The sequence below is a fragment of the Streptomyces sp. NPDC087845 genome (genome assembly GCF_044742755.1).
Taxonomy (GTDB): domain Bacteria; phylum Actinomycetota; class Actinomycetes; order Streptomycetales; family Streptomycetaceae; genus Streptomyces.
The window spans coordinates 159,578-176,179 of sequence record NZ_JBIUVC010000012.1; the positions used below are offsets into that span (position 1 = coordinate 159,578).

Sequence of the window (16,602 nt, forward strand, 5' to 3'; positions counted from 1 at the left end):
ATGACGGCCCAGAACACCCACACCGTGTCCCTCGGGCCCGACAGCGGCCTCGACCAGGTCTTCCAGCTGGCTCAGCAACTGCGAGTGGACTCCGTCCGCGCCAGCACCGCTGTCGGTTCGGGCCATCCCACCTCCAGTCTGTCCGCGGCGGATCTGATGGCCGTCCTCATGACACGCCACCTGCGTTACGACTGGCAGAACCCGAAGAATCCGGACAACGATCACCTGATCTTCTCCAAGGGCCACGCCTCCCCCCTGCTGTACGCGATGTTCCTCGCCGCCGGGGCGATCGGCGAAGAGGAACTGATGACCACCTACCGCCGCAACGGCGCCCGGTTGCAGGGCCATCCCACCCCGGTCCTGCCCTGGGTGGACGCCGCCACCGGTTCGCTGGGCCAGGGGATCGCGTACGGCGTCGGCATCGCGCTCGCCGGACGCGACCTGGAACACCGGCCGTACCGCGTGTGGGTGCTGTGCGGCGACAGCGAAATGACCGAAGGGTCGGTGTGGGAAGCCCTGGACAAGGCGGGCCGCCACCGCTTGGCCAACTTCGTCGCGATCATCGATGTGAACCGTCTCGGCCAGCGGGGCCCCACGGAGCTGGGCTGGGACACCGGCGCCTACGCCCGCCGAGCCGAAGCCTTCGGCTGCCGCGCCCTCGTCGTCGACGGCCACGACCTCGCGGACATCGAGCAGGCCCTGGTCACGGCGGGCGACGGCCAGGCTCCCACCGTCGTCGTCGCCAGGACCGTCAAGGGCCAGGGTGTCTCCGAGGTCGCGGACGCCGAGGGCTGGCACGGCAAGGCGCTGCCCGACGACCTCGCCGCACGCGCCGTCACCGAACTGGGCGGCGTACGCCACCTCACCGTTCGCGGCCCCCGCCCACCCGCCGCCCCCGCCCCGGCCCCGGCCGCTCCTGTGCAGGTGACGCTGCCGCGATTCCGTACGGGCGAATCCGTCGCCACCCGTGTCGCCTTCGGGAAGGCGCTCGCCGCGATCGGAGCCAGGCCCGACATCGTGGCCCTGGACGCCGAGGTGGGCAACTCCACCCACGCGGAGGACTTCGGCAAGGCGCACCCCGAGCGGTACTTCCAGACGTACATCGCCGAGCAGCAGATGATCGCCAGTGCCGTGGGCATGGCCGCACGCGGCTACCGGCCCTATGCCACCACCTTCGCGGCCTTCCTCACCCGAGCCCATGACTTCATCCGCATGGCGGCCGTCTCCCAGATCTCCATGAGTCTGTGCGGCACCCACTGCGGTGTCGAGATCGGCGCGGACGGCCCCTCCCAGATGGGCCTGGAAGACCTCGCCATGATGCGTGCCGTCCACGGATCGACCGTGCTCTACCCCAGTGACGCCACATCCACCGCCGCCCTGACCGCCGCCATGGCCTACCTGGACGGCATTTCCTATCTGCGCACCACCCGGGGCTCCTATCCCGTCCTCTACGGACCCGACGAGACGTTTCCCGTCGGCGGGTCCAAGACCCTGCGCGCGAGCGACGACGACCGGGTCACTCTCATCGGCGCCGGTGTCACCGTCCACGAATGTCTCGCAGCCGCCGACCAGTTGGCCGCCGACGGCGTCCCCGTCCGGGTGATCGACCTGTACTCCGTCAAGCCACTGGACCGCGACACGCTCGCCCGCGCCGCCCGGGAGACGGGCGCCCTGGTCGTCGTCGAGGACCACCACCCCGAGGGGGGGATCGGCGAGGCCGTGCTGTCCGCACTCGCCGCACAGCGACTCGCTCCCGCCGTCGTCCACCTCGCCGTACGCAACCTGCCGGGCTCCGGCACGACGTCCGAACTCCTCGACGCCGCGGGCATCTCACGTGCCCACATCGTCCGGACCGCCCAGGACCTCGCCCGTCGCTGAGCGCTGCTGCCCCGGGCGTGTGCGGGAGCGGGGCGCGGCGCGGACGTGCATGCGTTCCCCCTGGCGGCCGAAGAGATTGAGGATCTCGACGGGGGAGTCGCCCGTGGGACCGAACCAGTGCGGCAGGCGGGTGTCGAACTCGGCTGCCTCGCCCGGACCCATGACCAGGTCGTGGTCGGCCACGACCAGCCGCAGGCGCCCGGACAGGACGTACAACCACTCGTAACCCTCGTGGGTGCACGGCTCGGGCCGGTTCTGCTCGGCGGGGATGACCGACTTCCAGGCTTGCAGAGGCCCCGGATGGGCGGTCAGGGGGATCACCGTGCGTCCGTTGCGGACGCGGGGCGTGGACCGGATCCGCGGGTCGCCCACCTCGGGCGCCCCCACCAATTCGTCCAGCGGCACCTGGTGGGCCTGCGCGAGGGGCAGCAGAAGTTCCAGACTCGGGCGGCGCTGCCCCGACTCCAGCCTCGACAGCGTGCTCTTGGAGATGCCCGTGGCCTCGGCCAGCGCCGACAGCGTCACGCCGCGCCGGGTGCGGATGTGCTTGAGGCGGGGGCCGACCTGGGCCAGCGCGGCGGCGATCGGGGAGTGTTCTTCCATGCCCCCATTCCACCTCCCATTTCCCGAAAATGGCAACAGGAGTTGTCGATATGCCAACAGGGGACGCAGCATCGGGCTCGGAGGTGATCGTCATGACCAAGGTGACGAACGAACAGAACGACGACACGCAGCGGGCCGGCGACGAGGTCCACGACGTGGTGGTGATCGGCGCCGGCGCGGCCGGCCTGAACGCGGCCCTGCTCCTGGGGAGGGCCCGCCGCAAGGTCGCGGTGATCGACGCCGGCGAGCCGCGCAACGCGCCCGCATCGCACATGCACGGCTTCCTGTCCCGGGACGGTCTGTCCCCGGCGACCCTGCTCGAACTCGGCCGCGCCGAGATCGCCCGGTACGGCGTACGGCTCATCCGGGGCCGGGTGGAACAGATCGACCACGGCTACCACGTCCGCCTGGAGGGCGGGCCGGTGCTGAGGGCGCGCCGCGTCCTTGTCGCCACCGGGCTGCGCGACGAGCTGCCCGGCATCCCCGGAGTGCGTGAACGGTGGGGCAAGGATCTGCTGCACTGCGCGTACTGCCACGCCTACGAAGTCCGGGACCAGCCCTTCGCCGTGCTCGGCACCCACCCGGGGGCGGTGCACCAGGCCCTGCTCCTGCGCCAGTGGAGCGACGACATCGTCCTCCTGCGGCACACCCTGGATCTGACGGCGGACGACGCGGAACGGCTGGCGGCGCGCGGCGTGCGCACCGTCGAGGGGGAGATCGAGCATCTCGTCGTCGACGGCGGCCGGCTGCGCGGCATCGGGCTCACCGACGGCCGTATCGTCCCCCGTGCCGTCGCCTTCCTCTTCCCGCGCGCGGTCCCCAACGACGCGTTGCTGACCCGCCTGGGCTGCGACAAGGACGACAACGGCTGGGTCGCCACCGACCGCACCGGCCGTACCAGCGTCTTCGGCGTCTGGGCCGCCGGCAACGTCATCGACCCGCGCGCCCAGGTCGTCACCGCCGCCGGCATGGGGTCGGCCGCGGCCTTCGCCCTCAACGCCGACCTGCTGGAGGAGGACGTCGACCGCGCCGTGGAGCGGCGCCGCGCCGGCACAGCGGGTGCTTGAGGCCGCCACGCCGCCGTCGTCGGCCTGTCCCGGCCGGCACCCCGTCCGCGCCCCCGCGCCCCGGGGCCCCTGGAAGCCCGGCTCGTGCTGCCACGCCGACGCCGTTCCCGGGTGAGCACATCCGCCCAGGTGCGGAGACCGCTCCGCGTGCCCGCGGCCCGGACGACCCCGCGTGCTGCGACCGGCGAGTGCCACGGTCTCGTTCGCGCGGGAGTCGGCCGGGGCGGCCGGGCGGGGCGGGGGCTCTCCGCCGTACGGTGCTCTCCGGCCGTCACGCGCCCGCGCTGTTGCCCTCGGGGGCGGCCGCCACGCGATTGCGGAGCGTGCCGATGTGCTCGACCTCGACCTCGACGACGTCGCCGGGGCGCAGATGGCGACCGGAGAACACGCCGGCGCCGCGCGGCGTTCCGGTGAGGATCACGTCGCCGGGTTCGAGGGTCTGGTAGTGCGAGAGGCAGGAGATCAACTCGGCCACGCCATGGATGAAACCGCTGGTGCGATCGTCCTGGCGTACCTCGCCGTTGACCACTGTGCGCAGCCGTAGATCGAGCGGCTCGGCGAATTCGTCCGGGTGACCAGACAGGGGCCGAGTGGCTTGAAGGTGTCGAAGCTCTTGGCCACGCCGATGGAGGCGGTCGGATCGCCCGACATCGCGCGCTGCTGGATGTCGCGTGCCGAGACGTCGTTGGCGATGGTCAGGCCGGCCAGGTGGCCCGCCGCGTCGGCGGTGCCGACGCCGCGCGCGGGCCGGCCGATGACGGCCGCCACCTCGCCCTCGTAGTCGACCTGTCCGGCCGCGGCCGCGGGGAGGTGGATGTCGTCGCCGGGGCCGGTGACCGCGGAACCGGCGACCACCTGGAAATTCGGCTCCGTGGGCAGGGTGATGCCGGGCCGACCCATCGCGGCGAACATCTCCAGCGCCTCCTCCGCGTGGCTGGGGTAGTTGAGGCCGACGATCAGGATCTTTCCGGGCCGGGGAACGGGGGCATGCACACGGACCTCGTCGAGAGCGACGCGCCGGACGACCGCGGCCGCGCGGGCCGCCTCGATGCCGGGTCCGCGCAGGAGGGCACCCAGGTCGGTCAAGGGGAGATCGAGCAGGGAGAGCTCGCCGGGGCTCTCCTCCCTGGCGATGCCCAGGGCTGTGCTGTACAGACGCATCACGGACTCCCGAGTGGGGGAGAAGCGCACGTTCTCTTGCTCAAGAGTCAAGAGTTTTCTTGTCTGGAAGTCAAGAGTTCATCGGCTGCCGGGCCACTGCTTTCCGATGCCGTGGATGGGGGTGGCGGGGTGCCGCCCAGGGGTTGTCCCGTAGTCCCTGGTGGATCGGCGTGCGGCGTCGGATGCGGTGCATCGCAAGGCGGAGGGGTGCCCGAATGCTGGATGTATTCGGGCGTTCCGGCAACGCGGCGAGGTGCCTCAGCTGTCGTCGCATGCCCGCCAGGGGTTGCGGGGCAGCCCCTAGGCTGGGTTGCTATGCCACGGAACCGTCAACAGATCCCGAAAGCCGAGCGTGAGGCCGTCCTGGTCGACAGCGCCTGGGAGCTCTTCGCCGTCAAGGGGTACAAGGGGACCAGCCTGGCCGAGGTCGGCAAGGCGGCCGGCGTCGCGGCCAACGCCGTGCGCTGGTACTTCCCGACCAAGGACGACCTTTTCGCCGCCACGCTGGACCGCCTCTTCCTGCGCGAGCGGGAGCGCGTCGAGGCGGATCCCGTGATCGGGGACGACCCGAGGCGGCAACTGGTCACGTTCCTGGTCGATCTGGAGGCGTATCGCGGTCTGCACCGGGAGGCGTACGACCGCATGGACGAGTCGCCCGCCCTCGCCGATGTCTACTCCCGCCTGCGGGAGTGGCTGGAGGGCCGCCTGCTCGCGGCCGTCGCGGACGGGTTGCCCGAGGGGTTCGATGCCGCTCCTGTGGCGGACATGGCCCATGTGCTCTTCGAGGGGCTGCTGGTCAGCGTCCGGGGGCTGGACCGGCCGACCGAGGAGTTCATTGACCTCCTCGTGGAGGCGCTGGTGGCCGTCGCGGCGGCACGCTGACCACGATCTCTTAACTGCCATACAAGAAGCCGCCTACGGTTATCTTGTATGGCAGTCAAGAGGGCTGCCGTGCCCTCGACAAGGGAGGTCGCCGCCCATGGCTTCTCCAGGCAAACTTGCCCACATCGTCCTGCGCACCGGCCGTCTGCCGGTCATGACCGCGTGGTACGTACGCGTCCTCGAAGGCCGTGTCACCTTCGCCAACGAAGCCCTCGCCTTCCTGACCTACGACGACGAGCACCACCGTGTCGCGCTGGTCGCCACCGGAGCGTCCGAGCGTCCGACGGACGCGCACACCGGTCTGCACCACGCGGCCTTCACCTACGAAACGATCGGAGATCTGCTCGGCACGTACCGGCGGCTGAAGGACGAGGGCATCGTGCCCTTCTGGTGCATCAACCACGGGCCGACCGCCTCGATGTACTTCGAGGACCCCGACGGCAATCACATCGAGCTCCAGATCGACAACTTCGCCACCGCGGAAGCCCTCGACGAGTGGTTCCGGTCCGGAGCCTTCGAAGCCAATCCGATCGGGGTCGAGTTCGACCCCGACGAGCTGGTGCGCCGCTTCGACTCGGGTGAGTCCTTCGCCGAACTGGTCAGGCGCGCATGACCGGCATCGACGCCCCGGTGGTCATCGTCGGAGCCGGCCCCGTGGGGCTGGCCACCGCGCTCGTCCTGGGCCGGCACGGCGTCCGCAGCGTGATCTTCGAACAGTACGGCGGGATCAATCCGCACCCCCGGGCCCATGTCGTCAACACCCGGTCCATGGAGCTGTTCCGCACCTGGGGCATCGCGGACGCCGTCCGTGCGGACGCGGTCGACCCGGCATGGGCCGGCACCATCCTGTGGAAGCAGACCCTCGCCGGGGAACCACTGGGCCGGATCGACGTCGGCGAAGGCCCGGAGGACCAGCTCCTGCGCCGGCTCCACGCCTCCGCCGAGCAGCTCACCTCCTGCGCCCAGGACCGTGTGCAGCAACACCTTCTCGACGCGGTCCTCACCCAGGGCATGGCCGACGTCCGCTACAGCACCACCGTCGTGGAGGTGACCGACCACGGCAATCTCGTCGACGTCACCGTGGAAGGCGTGGGCGGGCGGCAGGTCCTGCGCACCTGTTACGCCGTGGCGGCGGACGGGGCGACCGGCGGCATGCGCGACAGGCTCGGCATCGCCACGGACGGCTCTCCGGTCCTCGGCCACCAGCTGAACATCTACTTCCACGCCGATCTGTCCCCGTGGACGCGGCAGGATCCGCCCTGCTGATCTGGTTGATCAACAGTGCCTCCCCGGGGCTGCTGATCGGGATGGACGGCATCCGGAGGTGGACCTTCCAGCGGAGCTTCGACCCGGCTGTCGAATCGCCGCAGGACTATCCGCCCGAACGGTGCGCCCGAATCGTCCGGGACGCCGTCGGAGCCGGCGAACTCGATGTGGACATCCGCTCCGTGGGGTCGTGGACCATGACGGCCCGGACCGCCGAGACATACCGCAGCGGCCGCGTGTTCCTCGTGGGCGACGCGGCGCACCAGTTCCCGCCGACAGGCGGCCTGGGTATGAACAGCGGCCTCGCCGACGCGGACAACCTCGGCTGGAAACTCGCCGCGGTGCTGGGAGGCTACGCCTCCGACACCCTGCTCGACAGCTACGAGAGGGAACGCCGCCCCGTCGCCGTCGACAACGCCCGCCACAGCATGGCCAACGCCGTCAGGATGGCAGAGGTCGGGACAGGGCCCGAGACGGACGGGATCGCCGCACTCCTCGCAAGCCCGGACCCGGTGGTCGCCGCGGCGGAACGCCGACGGATCGCGGCGGCCATCCCCGCGCAGCGCCCGCACTTCGACGCGCTCAACCAGGAGATCGGGTACGTCTACGGAGCGGCCCGGCACGCCGGCGGCGCCCCGCTCGCGGCCACTGATTTAGTCGGGTCATATGGAGACCACGTCTTCGGTGGCGACGGGCACCGGGGTTGGGCTGTTCGGGGCGAGGATGTACTCGACAGTGCTCCGTGGTTTTCGGTGGGAACGGGCGCCATTTCGGTGAATTCGGGAGCCACTGATCGGGTGGCCTGCCGGTCGTGGGCGGAGTGTCCGGGGGGTGCCACCGCTGAGTGTCGATAGCTTCTGGGTGCGGGCCCTGTGGCTGCCTCCCTGACAAGATGCGGCCAGGGGCTCGCACCTGGTTATGCCTCGGGGTGGAGCCTGTGTTGGGTATCAGGTGTCGGTGTAGGCAGGAATGCTCGGAGCTGCACACGCGCGTGTGCACGGCCCGCCATGCGGGGTCCTGGTTCCAAGGTCGCTGTGGGGGTTAGGTCCATCGGCCGATGCGTGACCCGTGACGGCCCGGCCAATCTGGTGGGCCTGGGCATCGTCACCGCGACGCCGGTCGACGTGTCCTCCAGCTGATCATCTCGTAATGGGAGAACGCGCTCGTGATCCTCGTGACCGGAAGTACTGGAAACATAGGCAGGGCACTGCTGAACGAGCTGCATGCGTGCGCTGCCGGGCCGCTGAGAGGGCTCACTCGTGATGCCGCACATGCCGCTTTCCCCGAAGGGGTCGAAGTCGTGCAGGGCGACTTGGCGGAGCCGGCGTCGTTGAAGCCCGCGTTGGAGGGGGTGCGCTCGCTGTTTCTTGTGTCGCGTCTGGGTTCGGATGCCGACGTCCTCGAAGTCGCCCGGCAGGCCGGAGTGGAATACGTGGTGCTGGTCTCCTCGATTACTGTCCAGACCCATCCGCGCCTGGGCCCGGCCGGCGAGAACCTGGCGGTGGAGGAGCTGCTCAAGGAAAGCGGCATGGCCTGGACGATCCTGCGGCCGACGCAGTTCGCCTCGAACACCCTGATGTGGGCGGCTTCCATTCGCAAGCACGAGACCGTCCAGGCGCCTTATGCGGACACCGCTCTGCCGACCATTCACCCCGCAGACATCGCGTCAGTGGCTCGGGTGGCGCTGACCGAGCCCGGCCATCAGGGGCGCACGTATGCGTTGACCGGCCCGGAACCGGTGACCGCCCGGCAGCAGGTCGGGGCCATCGCGACAGCGCTCGGTCGGGAGGTGCCCTTCGCCGAGATCACCCGCCAGCAGGCCCACGCACAGATGGCCGCTGTCTTCGGGGCCGAGGCCGCAGACGCGGTGCTCGACGTCATGGGCGGAGACGTCAACGACGAGCTGCTGACGGTGCGCGACACTGTCTCACAGGTCACCGGCACCCCGGCCCGACCGTTCCAGCAGTGGGCCACGGAGAACGTCACCGCCTTCCAATGAGTCATCTGGGCCTGTGTACGTTCGTGGGCTATTGGGTCGTCATTTCGTTGCTGGGAAGAGGGATTCCTGGGTGGTCTGGAAGCGGTAGGACTCGGTGCCGGTCTGGATGAGGGTGCAGCGGAAGGTGATCCGGTCGGCGATGGCCGCGCAGAGGCGGGCGTCCCCGAAGGTCTTGTCCCACTCGGTGAACGGGGAGTTCGTGGCGACCGCGGTGGCCTTGCACTCCTCGCGTTCGGTGAAGATCTGGAACAGCAGCTTGGCGCCTTTGCGGTCCAGGGCCAGATACCCGAACTCGTCCAGGCACAGAAGGTCGATCTTGCTGTAGCGGGCGATCACCGAGGAGAGCCGCCGTCCGGCGTCGGCCTCTGCGAGCTCGTTCACCAGGGCCGAGGTCGTGGTGTAGCGGACCGACAGGCCGGCCTCCGCGATCGCGGTGCCGATCCCGATCAGCAGATGGGACTTGCCGGTGCCGGAGTCCCCGATCAGCACCAGCGGGCGGCCCTCGCGGACCCAGGCGGTGGACTTCAGGTCGGCGACGACCTCCGGGGTGACATTCGGGTTCTTGGCGAAGTCGAAGTCCTCCAGCCGCTTGGGGCGAGGGAAGCGGGCCAGGTGCAGGAGCCGCTGCTGGCGGCGCACGTCGCGGTCGGCAAGCTCGACCTGCAGAAGGTCGAGGAGGAACTGCTTGTAGGTGGCCTGCTCGCGTCGGGCGGTGCTGGCGAGTTCGATGAACCGCTCGCGAAATGCGGGCAGCTTCAGGTCCCGGCATGCCTCGTCGATGAGCATGTCCTCCGGGTCGGGCAGGCGAGCCGTGCGGCGGCGAACCCGCCCCCTACCTCTCATACTTCAGAACTACGCAGAGGGTTCACTCCCCGGCGGGACGCCGACTACGAGGTGTGATCCATAGCTTCGGTACCGGAAGCACGAAAGACATCCGGTACGGAAGGAACCATCTGCCATGGCGTCCCGCCCACGCAGAAGCCGCCTGTGCCGCGCCCTGCTCACGGCACTGGTCGTCGCCTCGGTGACCGTGCCGGTATCGGGGGCGGTCAGGCCCGCCGACGTACCGGCGCCCGCACCGACCGTCCCGGGCGCGCTGCCCGCCGCCACCCCGACCGCCCTCGCCGAGCGGTACGCCGCGACCCGGGCGGACATCGGAGCGGCCGCGCGGATGGCCGACGACCACGGCGACGCCAAACGGGCCGGAGCGCTGCGCGTCATGGCGGACCCCGCACGCCACCTCCTCTCCTTCGACGGACGCCACGGAGGCCGCACCGTCGAAGTGGTCGGCGACCTGTCGCGGGCCGACCGGATCGCCGTGCTGGTCCCGGGCGCCGGCATAAGCGTCGACAACTACTGGCGGTTGAAGGGCGGCGCCCAGGCGCTGCGCAGAGAACTGGGCGACCGGGCCGCCGTCGTCGCCTGGCTCGGCTACGAGACCCCGGCCACGGTGAGCCTGGCTGCCGCGACCTCACGGCGCGCCGACCGTGCGGCTCCCGGACTCCGTGAATTCCTGGACGAGTTGAGAAGGGTCAGACCCGCCGCCCGGACCTCCCTGCTCTGCCACTCCTACGGTTCCGTCGTCTGCGCACGGGCCGCCGCCGGAGTCCGGGTCGCGGACATCGTGCTGTACGGCAGCCCCGGCGTCGGGGTCGACGACGTGGCCGCTCTGCACACCCCGGCCGCCGTCTGGGCGGGCCGGGGCAGTGACGACTGGATCGCCGACGTACCGCACGTACGCCTGCAACTCCCCGACACGGACGTCGGTTTCGGTGCGGACCCGGTCTCCGACGGTTTCGGAGCCCACGTCTTCGAGGCGGGCTCCGGTGGCCACAGCGACTACCTGAAGCCCGGTTCCGTCTCCCTGAGGAACCTCGCCCGGATCGTGGACGGGCGGACCCCCGATGCCCCTCGTGCCTGATCCGCCCGGCCTGCCACGGTGTGTCTAGGGTGGTGCCCATGAAGAAGTCGGACATCGTGGAACGACCGGCCGGGGGCCTGCGAGCGGTGTCGCGAAACCTGCGCGAGGACCTCTGGACGGGAGTCGCCGACGCGGCCCCCCGCACGGTGGGGCCCCGCTGGCTCCGGGTCGCCGCCGTCTCCGGGCTCGTGCTGCTGGCGGCGATACTGTTCGTCTTCAACGCGCTCAAGTACGGGGCCGGGGATCAGATCGGCGCGATCGGTCTTCTCCTCACGGGAATCCAGACAGCGGCGCTCGTTTCCGCGCCCTACCGCCCGGTCCCGGCCTGGTGGGCGGCGACGACGGCGCAGACGGCCGTCGGGATCGCCATGTTCGAGGCGCACGGCCTCAGCGGTGGAAGGCCCCTCTGGAACAGCTCCGAACTCGCCCTTCAGGCCTGGGTGCTCTTCATGCTCGCGCTGCGGTCCCGTCTCCGCGCCGCGGTCGAGGCGCTGGTGATCAGTCTGCTGACGAGCCTGTTTCTCGTCGTCGCCCTCGACCAGATCGGCTACGCCCCGCTCACCGTGGTGGTCCTCGCGATCGCCACCCTGGTCGGCGCCGCGCTGCGCGGCCGCAACGTGGCCCGTACCCAACTGGTCGCACTGGAGGAGCAGACCGCCGAGGAACGCAACCGGCGCGCCCTTCTGGAGGAACGCAACCGGATCGCCCGCGAACTGCACGACGTCGTCGCCCACCACATGTCCGTCATCTCCATCCAGGCGCAGGCGGCCCCGCACCTGGTGGAGAACCCGTCCGCGGAGCTGAAGGAGAACCTGGCGAGCATCCGCGAGAACGCCAAGGAGGCACTCACCGAACTGCGCCAGGTACTCGGCGTACTGCGCTCCGAGCACACGGTGTCGGAGAGCGAGTGGCACGCCCCGCAGCCCACCCTCGACCGGCTGGACGAACTGGTCGCCAATGTGCGCAGCGCCGGGCTCACGGTCCGTACCCACACCACCGGCGAGCCCGCCCACCTGGCACCGGGCATCGAGTTGTCGGCGTTCCGCATCATCCAGGAGGCGCTCAGCAACGCGATGCGGCACGCGCCCGGGGCGGAGGTACGGGTGGAGATCTCCCATCGCCCCTCCGACCTGACCGTCAGGGTCGCCAACACCGCGCCGACCGGGCCCGCCCAGCCCTCGCCGGGCGCCGGCCACGGCCTGCTCGGGATGCGGGAACGCACCGCGATGCTGCGTGGCACGCTGGCCTTCGGCGCCACCCCCGACGGAGGATACGAAGTGTTCGCGACGCTGCCCACGCAGCTTCCCGCCGAACCCGCCGAACTTGTGGAGGACAACCAGTGACGACCACCCGCGTGCTGATCGCCGACGACCAAGTGATGGTCCGTCAGGGCTTCACGGTGCTGCTCAATGCCGAACCCGGCATGGAGGTCGTCGGCCAGGCCGTGGATGGGATCGACGCCGTTGCCAAGGTCGCCGAACTGAGCCCCGACGTCGTACTGATGGACATAAGGATGCCCGGGGTCGGCGGCATCGAGGCGACGCGCCGCATCATGGCGTCGCCCGCCGTCACCACCAAGGTCCTCGTGCTGACCACGTTCGACCTCGACGAGTACGTCTACGAGGCGCTGCGCGCCGGGGCGTCCGGGTTTCTGTTGAAGGACGCGTCCGCGACGGAACTCGCCCATGCGGTACGGGTGGTGGCGGCCGGCGAGGCCCTGCTCGCACCGAACATCACCAAACGCCTCATCGCCGAGTTCTCCCGGATGTCCGACGCCCCCCGCGGCCCGGTCAAGGGCCGCACCGGCAACCTCACGGAACGTGAGACCGAGGTCCTGTCACTGATCGCGCAGGGCCTGTCGAACGCGGAGATCGCCGAGCGCCTGGTGGTGGCGGAGCAGACCGTCAAGACCCATGTGAGCCGGATCCTGGTCAAGCTGAGCCTGCGCGACCGGACCCAGGCCGCCATCCACGCGTACGAGACGGGCCTGGTCCGCCCGGGAGGGTACTGACCCACACACACCGGGCAGGGGCGGAACAGCGGCCCGCCCGGTTCAGACGCTGCCGAGAACGACGACCGCGTTGTGGCCGCCGAAGCCGAAGGAATTGCTGACGGCGAGCGGAACGGGAGCGTGCCGGGGCGCGCCGTGGACGATGTCGATCCCGCCGGCGCCGGCGCCGGCTCCGGCGGAGTGGAAGTTGGCGGTGGGCGGGATCACTCCCCGGTCGAACGACAGGGCGGTGAACGCGGCCTCGACGGCGCCCGCGGCACCGAGCATGTGGCCGGTCACACCCTTGGTGGAGGTGACCGCGGTATCCGGTCCGAAGACCCGCTCGACGAGCCGGGCCTCGATGGCGTCGCCCTGCGGCGTGCCGGTCGCGTGGGCGTTGACGAGCACGACGTCCGACGCCCCGACCCGGGCGTCGTCGAGCGCCTGCCGCACGGCCAGCCGCGCGTAGTGCCCGTCGGCATCGGGTGCGGTGAGGTGATGGGCGTCCGAGGACGCCCCGTACCCCAGAACCCGCGCATAGCCGCGCCGGCCGCGGGCCCGGGCATCGTCCGCGCGCTCCAGGACGAGCACGGCAGCGCCTTCGCCCAGGACGAAGCCGTCGCGCTGCTCGTCGAAGGGCCGGGACGCGGCCGAGGGGTCGTCACCGCGCCGCGACAGCGCCCTCAGCCGGTCGAAGGCCGTGGACACGAGAGGCGTCACGGCGGCTTCCGTACCACCGGCCAGTACCACGTCTCAGCGTCCCGCACGCAGCAGGTCCAGCGCGAGGCCGAGCGCGGTGGTGCCCGCCGCACAGGCGGTGGAGAGGGTGAACGAGGGCCCGTGCACGCCGAGATCCATGGTCACCGAGGCCGCGGCGATGTTGCCGATGGCCTTGGGGACGGTCAGCGGGTTGACCGCGCGCGGCCCCCTGTCCCGCAGCCGCTGCGCCTGTTCCTCCCGGGTCCCCTGACCGCCGACCGCGGTGCCCATGACGACACCGACTCTGGCCGCGTCCCAGGAGCCGCTTGCCGGCGCCGCGTCGGCGACGGCCTCGCGGGCCGCGGCGACGGCGAACCGCGTGAAGGGATCCATCCGGCGGGGGTCGCCGCCGAGAACCCGCTCCGGATCGAAACCGGTCACGGCGCAGGAGAAGTCGACTCCCAGGCCCGCGAGCCGCGGATCGGCCGCGGCAGCGGGCTGCCCGGCACACGTCGCCTTCCAGGCCGTCGCGGTGTCGGTCCCGGCCGGGGTGACCATGCCGATCCCGGTGATCACCACGTCCGGGCGGCGGAATCCGTCGGCGGTCATGCCGGGACGACCGCCCCGCTGGTCTCCAGCAGCTCGGCGAGTTCGGCCACGGTGGTCTCGGAGGTCAGATCCTCCTCCTCGATGGTCACGCCGAGGTCTTCCTCCAGCTGTGCGCCGAGTTCGGCCAGGGACAGCGAATCCACCTCAAGTTCCTGGAAGGACCGTGTGGGCTCGATGGTGCCGGGGACCTTGTAGGCCGTGCCGAGGATGGTGGAGAGGTAGTCGACGAACATGAGCGGATTCCCTTCACTCAGATCTCTGAACGCACGGCTGCCAGTTGCGGCCATGCCAGTGCGGCCGAAGCCCAGGTCAGACCGCCGCCGAAGGCGGTGAGCACGGTACGGGCACCGGGCCTCAGCCGGTGGGCGGCGAGTGCCTCGGCCAGCGCCAGGGGGGATGGAGGCCGCCGCCGTGTTGCCGACGCGGGACAGCTCGCACACCGCACTCCCGGGCGGCACGCCGAGCCGGTCCGCGACCGCCCGGATGATGCGGGCATTCGCCTGGTGCGGTACCAGGGTGTCGACCTGTTCCGGGCTCCACGAGCAGTCCTTCATCACCCGCGGTGCCGAGACCGTCATCTGCTCGACGGCCCGCAGACACACCTTTCGGCCCGCGATGGTGAACCAGCGCCGGCCCTCGGGCTGTTCGCGCACCCCCGGGACGTGGATCAGGGCATCGCCCGAACCGTCGCTGCCGAGGTCGAACGCGAGCAGTGCGCCCTGCTCCGCCGGAGAGCCGCGGCGCAGCACCACCGCGCCTGCGCCGTCGCCGAAGATCACGGCCGTGGACCGGTCCGTCGGATCCACGATGCGGGAGTAGGTCTCGGCCGCCACGACCAGGACGCTGTCCACGACCCGCTCGTGATCAGAGCCGCGGCGGTCGCCGTGGCTTAGAGGAAGCCACTGCAGACGGCGGACAGGTCGAAGGCGGGAACCTGCCCGAGACCGAGGAGCTGCGCCACTTCCGGGGCGGCCGCCGGACAGGGGCGGTCCGGCGTCGTGGTGGCGAGGATCAGACCGCCGACCGTGTCGAGACCGGCCGAGCTCAGGGCGTTGGCGGCGGCCGCGCGGGCGAGATCCCGCATGGAGACGTCGGGGGCGACCCGGCGGCGTGCGGCGATGCCCGTACGGGTGCGAATCCACTCGTCACTGGTGTTCAGGCGGGCTGCGAGCGACGCGAACTCCGCGGCCGGCAGACACGTTCCGAGGCCGGCGACCACTGCCGCCGCCCCCACGTCCGATCCCCTCCGAGCTGCCGCAACGAGCTCCGGTGTGTACATCTGGCAGCCCCTCCGAGGTCCCCGTTCCGACAGCAGGACCTCGCGGACGAAGAGTGGACCTGTCTGCCCAAGGCTCCCACCCACGGCATCCGGGGCGCCGACATCAGCGGCATCGCCTTCCACGGCGCGCGGGTTCCCGGCACAGCACGCGTGGGCGAGGTGGGCGACGGGATCGAGACCGTCCTCAAGGCGTTGCAGCTCACGCGTACGGTCTGTGTGTCACTGTCCCTCGGCGCCGCGGACACGGCACTGCGGATCGCGGTGGACTACGCGCGCGACCGGATCCTGTACGGCCGCCGACTGATCGAACTGCCGTGAATCCGCCGCATCCTGGGACAGATCAGCGCCACGCGGCTCGTGGCGGAGGCGACCGGCACCGTGGCAGCACGCAGCATTCACGCGCTGACCGGGGAGATGAGCGTGACCTCCGCGGTGGCCAAGGCCCTCGTGCCCGAGCTGGTGCAGGGCGCCGTGGACCGGGTCGCCGAACTGCTCGGCGTCAGAGGATTCCTCACGGAGGAGTTCGCCGACGGCGTCTTCGCCAAGCTGGAGCGCGACCACCGGGTCGTCGCCATCTTCGACGGCAACACGGTGGTCAACCGGAACGCGCTCATCGACCAGTTCCCGCTGCTCGCCGCCGGCTACCGACGAGGGGTGTACGACGAAGCGGGCGTCCGGTTCGCCACCGGTCTCGACGCCCAGCCGCCCGAGTTCGCGCCGGCATGCAGCCGGAATCCGCCGATGGCCGTCCGGCATCCCGGGACGGAGACCCGGCATTCCCGGACGGAGATCCAGCATCCCGGGACGGAGACATGGCATCCCCCGACGGGCCTCCGACGGCATGGCGGGACGGACTGTGGCTGGAGGCATGCCTGCGCACCATCGCCACCGGTCTCGGCCTCCCTCACGACGATGCCGACGACGAGGTCTACGACCGGCTCGTCGAACACTCCCTGGACGGCCGGTTGCCGACTCTCCTTCCGTACGGTCACGACGAAGCGACCAGGAGCGCGTCATGACGAGTCCGGCCACCTCGTCCCCGCGCGGCCCGTACCCGCACCGGGCCGACGCACTGGAACAGCACCTCGGTGACCCCGGGGACCCCGGCAACCCCCCGGGCTTCCCTCATATCCTCGCCGCGGACGAGCGATCCGAGATGTTCGCGGACGGGGAGCGCGCGCTGGACGCCTACGGCCTCGGCGCCGAGTTCGTACCCGCCGGTACGGCGGGCGCCTGACCCGTCTCTGG

Annotated in this window: 16 protein-coding genes and 4 pseudogenes; 12 read left to right on the forward strand and 8 right to left on the reverse strand. The window is 70.8% G+C overall.

The features are described 5' to 3' along the window. Nucleotides 1–1,878, forward strand: coding sequence for a transketolase (locus ACIOMQ_RS28645; protein WP_401267034.1), 1,878 nt, complete (start codon nucleotides 1–3; stop codon nucleotides 1,876–1,878). On the opposite strand, the gene ACIOMQ_RS28650 is transcribed toward ACIOMQ_RS28645, so the two are convergent. Beyond that, complete coding sequence (locus tag ACIOMQ_RS28650; RefSeq protein WP_362206595.1) at nucleotides 1,831–2,481, reverse strand: XRE family transcriptional regulator; 651 nt, start codon at nucleotides 2,479–2,481, stop codon at nucleotides 1,831–1,833. The two genes, ACIOMQ_RS28645 and ACIOMQ_RS28650, sit on opposite strands and share 48 nt — an antisense overlap. 92 nt (nucleotides 2,482–2,573) lie before the next feature. Here ACIOMQ_RS28650 and ACIOMQ_RS28655 point away from each other — a divergent pair, with 92 nt between their 5' ends. Then, entirely contained in the window at nucleotides 2,574–3,548 is a 975-nt protein-coding gene (locus ACIOMQ_RS28655; RefSeq protein WP_402190973.1) for an NAD(P)/FAD-dependent oxidoreductase, read from the forward strand. 271 nt (nucleotides 3,549–3,819) lie between these two features. Here the strand turns inward: ACIOMQ_RS28655 and ACIOMQ_RS28660 are convergent. Next, a pseudogene (locus tag ACIOMQ_RS28660) lies at nucleotides 3,820–4,709 on the reverse strand (fumarylacetoacetate hydrolase family protein). A gap of 315 nt (nucleotides 4,710–5,024) precedes the next feature. Between ACIOMQ_RS28660 and ACIOMQ_RS28665 the strand changes: the two are divergent. From ACIOMQ_RS28665 to ACIOMQ_RS28685, 5 genes are all read left to right on the forward strand, one after another. Continuing rightward, nucleotides 5,025–5,591 (forward strand): TetR/AcrR family transcriptional regulator, encoded by a 567-nt coding sequence (locus tag ACIOMQ_RS28665; protein WP_402128665.1) that lies wholly within the window; start codon nucleotides 5,025–5,027, stop codon nucleotides 5,589–5,591. A 97-nt stretch (nucleotides 5,592–5,688) separates the two neighbouring features. Beyond that, nucleotides 5,689–6,204 (forward strand): VOC family protein, encoded by a 516-nt coding sequence (locus ACIOMQ_RS28670; protein WP_402190975.1) that lies wholly within the window; start codon nucleotides 5,689–5,691, stop codon nucleotides 6,202–6,204. Then, the gene (locus ACIOMQ_RS28675; RefSeq protein WP_402190977.1) at nucleotides 6,201–6,857 is read left to right on the forward strand and encodes an FAD-dependent monooxygenase; all 657 of its coding nucleotides are present in this window, start codon (nucleotides 6,201–6,203) and stop codon (nucleotides 6,855–6,857) included. Before ACIOMQ_RS28670 ends, ACIOMQ_RS28675 begins: the two co-directional genes overlap by 4 nt. Further along, complete coding sequence (locus tag ACIOMQ_RS28680; RefSeq protein ID WP_402190979.1) at nucleotides 6,830–7,711, forward strand: FAD-dependent monooxygenase; 882 nt, start codon at nucleotides 6,830–6,832, stop codon at nucleotides 7,709–7,711. Before ACIOMQ_RS28675 ends, ACIOMQ_RS28680 begins: the two co-directional genes overlap by 28 nt. 311 nt (nucleotides 7,712–8,022) lie before the next feature. Continuing rightward, nucleotides 8,023–8,856, forward strand: a complete 834-nt coding sequence (locus tag ACIOMQ_RS28685; protein WP_401267048.1) for an NAD(P)H-binding protein — start codon at nucleotides 8,023–8,025, stop codon at nucleotides 8,854–8,856. Nucleotides 8,857–8,895: 39 nt separating this feature from the next. Here ACIOMQ_RS28685 and istB read toward each other — a convergent pair whose 3' ends face one another. Beyond that, on the reverse strand, nucleotides 8,896–9,642 hold the full coding sequence (gene istB, locus ACIOMQ_RS28690; RefSeq protein ID WP_401943592.1) for an IS21-like element helper ATPase IstB: 747 nt from the start codon (nucleotides 9,640–9,642) through the stop codon (nucleotides 8,896–8,898). A gap of 172 nt (nucleotides 9,643–9,814) precedes the next feature. Here istB and ACIOMQ_RS28695 point away from each other — a divergent pair, with 172 nt between their 5' ends. The 3 genes from ACIOMQ_RS28695 to ACIOMQ_RS28705 are packed head-to-tail and all read left to right on the forward strand — an operon-like array spanning nucleotide 9,815 to nucleotide 12,788. After that, on the forward strand, nucleotides 9,815–10,777 hold the full coding sequence (locus tag ACIOMQ_RS28695; protein WP_401943595.1) for an alpha/beta hydrolase: 963 nt from the start codon (nucleotides 9,815–9,817) through the stop codon (nucleotides 10,775–10,777). A 38-nt stretch (nucleotides 10,778–10,815) separates the two neighbouring features. Continuing rightward, nucleotides 10,816–12,120: a sensor histidine kinase gene (locus ACIOMQ_RS28700; protein WP_401943598.1), complete on the forward strand. Its 1,305-nt coding sequence runs from the start codon at nucleotides 10,816–10,818 to the stop codon at nucleotides 12,118–12,120. Continuing rightward, nucleotides 12,117–12,788 carry a response regulator transcription factor gene (locus ACIOMQ_RS28705; protein ID WP_362206605.1) on the forward strand — a complete coding sequence of 224 codons (672 nt, stop codon included), beginning with the start codon at nucleotides 12,117–12,119 and terminating at the stop codon, nucleotides 12,786–12,788. Before ACIOMQ_RS28700 ends, ACIOMQ_RS28705 begins: the two co-directional genes overlap by 4 nt. A 42-nt stretch (nucleotides 12,789–12,830) precedes the next feature. Here the strand turns inward: ACIOMQ_RS28705 and ACIOMQ_RS28710 are convergent. From ACIOMQ_RS28710 to ACIOMQ_RS28730, 5 genes and pseudogenes are all read right to left on the reverse strand, one after another. Further along, nucleotides 12,831–14,075, reverse strand: a pseudogene (locus tag ACIOMQ_RS28710) (beta-ketoacyl-[acyl-carrier-protein] synthase family protein). Further along, nucleotides 14,072–14,362: an acyl carrier protein gene (locus ACIOMQ_RS28715; RefSeq protein WP_401943704.1), complete on the reverse strand. Its 291-nt coding sequence runs from the start codon at nucleotides 14,360–14,362 to the stop codon at nucleotides 14,072–14,074. The pseudogene ACIOMQ_RS28710 and the gene ACIOMQ_RS28715 overlap by 4 nt, the downstream one beginning before the upstream one ends. Continuing rightward, a complete protein-coding gene (locus ACIOMQ_RS28720) occupies nucleotides 14,326–14,571 on the reverse strand; it encodes a 3-oxoacyl-[acyl-carrier-protein] synthase III C-terminal domain-containing protein (protein ID WP_401943707.1) in 246 nt (81 codons plus the stop codon). The genes ACIOMQ_RS28715 and ACIOMQ_RS28720 overlap by 37 nt, the downstream gene beginning before the upstream one ends. Beyond that, nucleotides 14,528–14,926 (reverse strand): annotated as a pseudogene (locus ACIOMQ_RS28725) (3-oxoacyl-[acyl-carrier-protein] synthase III C-terminal domain-containing protein); the annotation flags it as partial. The gene ACIOMQ_RS28720 and the pseudogene ACIOMQ_RS28725, both read right to left, overlap by 44 nt. Before the next feature lie 38 nt (nucleotides 14,927–14,964). After that, nucleotides 14,965–15,309 (reverse strand): hypothetical protein, encoded by a 345-nt coding sequence (locus tag ACIOMQ_RS28730; protein ID WP_401943602.1) that lies wholly within the window; start codon nucleotides 15,307–15,309, stop codon nucleotides 14,965–14,967. 204 nt (nucleotides 15,310–15,513) lie between these two features. Here ACIOMQ_RS28730 and ACIOMQ_RS28735 point away from each other — a divergent pair. Together ACIOMQ_RS28735 and ACIOMQ_RS28740 are read left to right on the forward strand one after the other, a co-directional pair. Beyond that, nucleotides 15,514–16,446: pseudogene (locus tag ACIOMQ_RS28735) on the forward strand (acyl-CoA dehydrogenase family protein). Then, entirely contained in the window at nucleotides 16,370–16,591 is a 222-nt protein-coding gene (locus ACIOMQ_RS28740; protein ID WP_402190982.1) for a hypothetical protein, read from the forward strand. Before ACIOMQ_RS28735 ends, ACIOMQ_RS28740 begins: the two are co-directional and overlap by 77 nt. The last annotated feature ends 11 nt before the right edge of the window (nucleotides 16,592–16,602 follow it).